The 6,002-nt window shown below is 56.1% G+C and carries 5 protein-coding genes; 2 read left to right on the top strand and 3 right to left on the bottom strand.

From position 1 onward, the window contains the following. Window positions 1-403: 403 nt before the first annotated feature. Window positions 404-997 carry a serine O-acetyltransferase EpsC gene (gene epsC / locus Q4D85_RS14455; RefSeq protein ID WP_303201499.1) on the bottom strand — a complete coding sequence of 198 codons (594 nt, stop codon included), beginning with the start codon at window positions 995-997 and terminating at the stop codon, window positions 404-406. Between the two features lie 138 nt (window positions 998-1,135). Further along, a complete protein-coding gene (gene cysK, locus Q4D85_RS14450; RefSeq protein WP_303201498.1) occupies window positions 1,136-2,071 on the bottom strand; it encodes a cysteine synthase A in 936 nt (311 codons plus the stop codon). An 844-nt stretch (window positions 2,072-2,915) separates the two neighbouring features. Here cysK and ramA point away from each other — a divergent pair. Next, on the top strand, window positions 2,916-3,761 hold the full coding sequence (gene ramA / locus Q4D85_RS14445; RefSeq protein ID WP_303201501.1) for an acetate metabolism transcriptional regulator RamA: 846 nt from the start codon (window positions 2,916-2,918) through the stop codon (window positions 3,759-3,761). A 62-nt stretch (window positions 3,762-3,823) separates the two neighbouring features. Here the strand turns inward: ramA and Q4D85_RS14440 are convergent, their stop codons facing one another. Beyond that, window positions 3,824-4,396: a cob(I)yrinic acid a,c-diamide adenosyltransferase gene (locus Q4D85_RS14440; protein WP_303201496.1), complete on the bottom strand. Its 573-nt coding sequence runs from the start codon at window positions 4,394-4,396 to the stop codon at window positions 3,824-3,826. 40 nt (window positions 4,397-4,436) lie between these two features. On the opposite strand from Q4D85_RS14440, the gene murA reads away from it, so the two are divergent. Then, window positions 4,437-5,690, top strand: a complete 1,254-nt coding sequence (gene murA, locus Q4D85_RS14435; RefSeq protein ID WP_303201495.1) for a UDP-N-acetylglucosamine 1-carboxyvinyltransferase — start codon at window positions 4,437-4,439, stop codon at window positions 5,688-5,690. Window positions 5,691-6,002 lie beyond the last annotated feature (312 nt).

Raw genomic sequence — 6,002 nt, 5'->3', positions numbered from 1 at the left:
CCAACTCGACTAATCCGCCCCAGGAACACCGGACACCCCGCCCTCATGCAGAATCAGTCGAGTTCGCCCACCGCACCGCACAAACCCTTGTCCCTCCCTAGGAACCCAGGAACCGCCAACTCGACTCATTCGTCACCACGGCAGGCCACACCACCGGTTTCACCCACAAAGGTCGAGCCGACAAGCCCAAAACCCTAAGCCCAAAGCCCCAAACCCCCGATCAACGTGGTTTTCAGAACACCCCACGAACCACCAACTCGACTAATCCGCCCCAGGCACACCGAATACCCCACCCTCATGCAGAAAAAGTCGAGTCCGCCCACCGCACCACACAAAAAGAAAACCGATCGCCCTAACAGCTGACTCACTGGTGCGGGCGATCGGTTATCGATCTCGTTGAGGTCTAAATAATAAAGCTGCCGCCGTCTTTCGCTACGTAGCAATCGGGGTCGACGAGTTTGATGCACTCTTCGTCTTTGCGGGGGCGTGCTTTGGCGGGGATGCCGACCGCGATATGGTTTGGTGGGACGTCCTTGGTTACCACGGCGTTTGCACCGATGGCGGAACCGGCACCGATGGTAATGGGGCCTAAGACCTTTGCGCCCGCACCAATGGTGACGTTGTCTTCGATGGTGGGGTGGCGCTTGGTTTGGGTAAGTACTTGACCGCCCAGGGTGACCCCGTGGTACAACATAACGCCTTCACCAATTTCGGCGGTTTCGCCGATGACGATTCCCATGCCGTGGTCGATGAAGAATCGGCGTCCGATAGTTGCGCCGGGGTGGATCTCAATTCCGGTGAGGAACCGCGTGAACTGCGCAAGAATCCGGGCGGGGCCTTTGATGCGGCGGACCCATAACCAGTGGGCGATGCGGTGCAGCCAAATCGCGTGTAATCCGGAATAGACGATGGCGTTTTCCACATTGCCCCGGGCGGCGGGGTCGTGGTCGCGGGCGTTGGCTAAATCTTCACGAATCATTTTGATAATGGAGTACATGTTTGACCAGCGTAACAGTAGTTGGGTTTATACCGCAGTGTGGTGGGCTACACCTGGATAAAAATAGGCGAAACCGCCCCGCTAAGAAGAAGCCAAAGATTATGTGTAGCGGGGCGGTTTTCTGAGGTGGGGGCGGGGTTAGTCGCGGATGTCGTCGTAAAGCACGGTGGAAATATAGCGCTCGCCGAAGTCGGGGATGACGGTGACGATGGTTTTACCGGCGTTCTCTGGGCGGGCGGCAAGTTCCAGGGCGGCCTTGACGTTGGCGCCAGCGGAGATGCCGCCGAGGATGCCTTCCTTGACGCCTAAGCTGCGGGAGGTGGCGATAGCATCCTCGTTGGAGACGGTGATGACTTCGTCGTAAATCTTCTGGTTCAACACCTCAGGGATGAAGTTCGCACCCAGGCCTTGGATCTTGTGGGGGCCAGCCTTGCCGGTGGTCAGCAAGGGGGAGGCTTCCGGTTCCACGGCGTAGATTTCGATTTCCGGCTTGTGCTTGCGTAGGGTTTCGCCAGCGCCGGTGATGGTGCCGCCGGTGCCGATTCCGGCGACGAAGATGTCAATATTTCCGTCGGTGTCGCGCCAGATTTCCTCACCGGTGGTTTCGCGGTGGACCTGGGGGTTAGCGGCGTTGGCGAACTGCCGCGCCAGGATTGCGCCGGGTCGCTCGGTAACGATTTCGTTGGCCTTGTCGACGGCCCCCTGCATGCCAGCGGTGCCTGGGGTGAGGATGATCTCGGCACCGAATGCTCGCAGCATGACGCGGCGTTCCAGGGACATGGTTTCAGGCATGGTGAGCACGACGTTATAGCCGCGTGCCGCGCCAGCCAGCGCTAATGCGATTCCGGTATTGCCAGAGGTGGCTTCGACGAGGGTGCCGCCTGGCTTGAGCTCGCCGGATGCTTCGGCAGCGTCAACGATGGCTTTGCCGATGCGGTCTTTGACGGAGTTTGCTGGGTTGAAAAACTCTAGCTTTACGACGACATTGCCGGGCAGGTCTTTGTCTAACTGGTTGAGACGAACCAGGGGAGTATTGCCAATGGTTTCCAGGATGTCGTTATAAATTTTCGCCACGAGGGGTCTCCTTGATTTAGTAGGTGTTTTTAGGGCGTGTGCAGCTTATTCTGCTTGGCTGCTGCGACCATGCCGGAGATTAGTATAGCAAAGACATAGACTAATGAGTCTATATTATTCACCCTGTTATAGACCGACTTGTCTGTCAAGCTATAGGATTGCCGCATTTGGTATTTTTCAGGTGATTCATGGCACTTTTTTAAAAATTTTTCTTGTTGAGCAATGTGGTTTTGTGGGTTTAGCATGCGTATGAATGCGGAATAATGTCCGATTTTGCCGCCCGGTAGCAGAAATTACCCCCGGCAATATTTTGCGCGGATTAGATGAAAAATGTGCAATATATCGCCCCGCTCCGGGCCGCTGCGTATCTGCCCCATGTTGGGGGTGAACCGTCAGCTAGATCGCTATTTGTGTACGAAAGTATATAATTTGCTGCGGGGCTGGGGTGGCGATAACTTTATGATTTTTAATTCCGGTGGGTGGTGTAAAAACTGGGGTAGTTTCCCCACTCACTTACCCCCACATTCCGTACAAAGCGGGCATTATTCGGGAATTTCCCACATGTCTACGAGCTTTTGCTACCCCCCGCTCAATGGTTATACTGCTGTGAGGTTGCAGGTATGCGCCACCCACACTCCGGGGGTAGTGCATACGGCAGGCTAGCTTGTCGCTTCTTGAGATTGCATAACAACTCGCAAACAGTTTGCGTGATTGTGTGGTCTTAACGGTTGGGTGCTGCAAAACTTCCATAGGAAGAATTCTTACAGCGCACAACACTTAATACACCACGCCGTGTTTGTAGCCCAAGAGGATTCATGCCATGCGTGACACACAGGAGGAAAATGTGGAGATTCAGCGTGTGAAAGATGATGACGATGCCGTTCGCTCGGCACTTGCATCGCTGAAAACAAAGACGGGTATCCCGGTCACTATGTACGCAACAGTACTGACCGACAACCGCATCCAAATCACACAATGGGTTGGTCTACGAACACCCGCGTTACAAAACTTAATTATCGAACCAGGTGTTGGTGTCGGCGGCCGTGTCGTCACCACTGGTCGGCCAGTGGGTGTTTCTGATTACACTCGCGCCAACGTCATCTCGCACGAACTTGACTCGGTGATCCAGGATGAAGGTTTACACTCCATCGTCGCCGTTCCGGTCATTGTCAATCGTGAAATCCGCGGCGTTTTGTACGTCGGCGTCCATTCACCAGTGCGGTTGGGTGACAAGGTCATCGAAGAAGTCACCATGACCGCCCGTACTCTAGAGCAGGACCTCGCGGTTAACGCGGCTGCTCGCCGTTCCGAGGGCCTGCGTGGCGGGGCTGCGCCTCGCCAAGGTCGAATGATGAACGGCGCGGAATGGGAGCAAATCCGCTCCACCCACTCCAAGTTGCGCATGCTAGCTAATCGAATCGAACAAGAGGACATCCGCGCTGAATTAGAAGAACTCTGCGATCAGATGGTTGCACCAGTTCGCGTGAAACAAACCACCAAACTTTCCGCCCGCGAACTTGACGTTTTGTCTTGTGTTGCACTCGGCCACACCAATGTCGAGGCGGCAGAAGAAATGGGCATCGGCGCAGAAACCGTCAAGAGCTACCTGCGCTCCGTGATGCGTAAGCTCGGTGCACATACCCGCTACGAGGCGGTCAATGCCGCTCGCCGCATCGGGGCGTTGCCTTAGCTGGGTTAAAGAACGAACACCTGGGAGGGCGTCGAAAAGCGAAACGTTGCTTTTCGACGCCCTTATCGTTTGCCGCCCGGCACCCACTTGATGTCCTGGGAATCATTGGTCACCCGGCACAGAATGAACAACAAATCCGAGAGCCGATTGAGATACTTAGCGGGCATGACGGAGGTCGTTTCCGGATGGGCCTCGACAGCTAACCAGGCGGCTCGTTCCGCCCGCCGCGCCACAGTGCGAGCCACGTGCAACAATGCGGCGGTCGGGGTGCCGCCTGGCAGGATAAACGAATCCAGCTTCGACAAGCTTTCATTGAAGCTGTCGCATTCTGCCTCCAAGCGATCGATATAGTCCTGCGTGATCCGAAGCGGCTCGTATCCCAAATCTGGGTTTTCGGGAGTTGCCAGATCCGCACCGGCGTCGAAAAGCTCATTCTGGATACGTTGCAGCGTCGCAGCTACTGGGGGTGCGGGTTGCCCCAGGGCTAAAACGACGCCGATCTGCGCATTAAGCTCGTCGCAATCGGCATAGGCGGCCAATCGGGCATCGTTTTTAGAAACCCGGGAGAAATCCGATAATCCGGTGGTGCCATCATCACCCGTGCGGGTATAAATTTTTGTTAAGTGAACAGCCATAACACCAAAATACGCGAACAGTTTATTATGCTGGGCGATTGTGAAAGATCGTTTTTTGGTCACAGGCGGTGCGCGCCTGGTAGGTGAAGTAAAAGTAGCAGGTGCGAAAAATAGTGTGTTGAAACTCATGGCGGCAGCATTGCTCGCCGAAGGCACCACCACACTTACAAACTGCCCGGAAATCCTCGACGTCCCCCTCATGGGCGAAGTTCTTTCCGGGCTGGGCTGCCACGTCGAGATTAATGGCGACACAGTGACGATAACGACCCCCGCCCAGGTCTCGCCCAACGCGGATTTTGAGGCGGTACGACAATTCCGCGCCTCTGTCTGTGTATTAGGTCCCCTTACCGCCCGCAGCGGACACGCCGTGGTGGCACTGCCTGGCGGCGACGCCATCGGTAGCCGTCCGCTCGATATGCACCAGTCCGGTCTGGAGAAACTCGGTGCCACCACCTATATCCGGCACGGCGCAGTCGTCGCCGAGGCTAATGGGCTGCGCGGCGCACAGATCGACCTCGACTTCCCCTCGGTGGGGGCCACGGAAAACATCCTGACCGCAGCGGTGCTGGCAAACGGCCGCACCATCTTAGAAAACGCCGCGCGCGAACCGGAGATCGTGGACCTTTGCGTCATGCTGCGCCAAATGGGCGCCAAGATCACCGGCGAAGGCACCCCCACCATCACTATCGACGGCGTGGAAAAACTGCATCCCACCCAGCACGAAGTCATCGGCGACCGAATTGTCGCCGGCACCTGGGCCTATGCCGCCGCAATGACCCAAGGTGACATTACTGTCAGCGGAATAGCGCCGCGACACCTTCACCTCCCGCTCGAAATGTTGCGGTTTGCTGGGGCACACATTGAAACCTACGACAACGGCTTCCGCGTCATCATGCCGCATCGCCCCAAAGCTGTCGATTATCAAACGCTGCCATTTCCCGGTTTCCCCACCGACCTGCAACCGATGGCTATCGGGATTTCCGCGATCGCGGAAGGCACCAGTGTTATCACGGAAAATATCTTTGAAGCACGGTTCCGCTTCGTTGACGAAATGATGCGGCTTGGTGCCGATGCCACCGTCGACGGACACCACGTGGTGCTGCGCGGGGTGGAGCAGTTATCGTCCACCCCGGTCTGGAGCTCCGACATTCGCGCCGGTGCTGGCTTGGTGCTTGCGGGCTTGTGCGCCGACGGCGTGACCGAAGTGCACGACGTCTATCACATTGATCGCGGTTACCCGCACTTTGTGGAAAACCTCCAAAGCCTGGGCGCAACAATCACACGCGTGAAATAGCGCTTGCTCGCTTTTCGACGAGCACAAAGCCACCCGTATCGCCGCCTACTGTGGGGACGCTAAGCATTCTCTATGAAAAACCCGCGCAGTATGGCGGCGCTACTCGTTGAAAACTCGGTTTGAACTGGGAATTTGTGTTGTTGAGAAGTTCTGTGTAACTTTATGTGAGTCGCCGCGACCGGCTGGGAAGAGAAAATCCCTTAAAGTAGCGTGCGAACGTTGTTTGAGAACTCAATAGTGTGCCAATGTACTTTTGTTTTTTTTGGTTGTTTTCTTGTTGTTTTTTGTTGTGGTTGTTGGTTGTGGCTGGCA

It is taken from the genome of Corynebacterium sp. (assembly GCF_030532965.1).
In the GTDB taxonomy this organism is placed as follows: Bacteria; Actinomycetota; Actinomycetes; order Mycobacteriales; family Mycobacteriaceae; genus Corynebacterium.
Note: the sequence above shows the minus strand (reverse complement) of the source record. Positions and strands in the feature narration are given on the sequence as shown.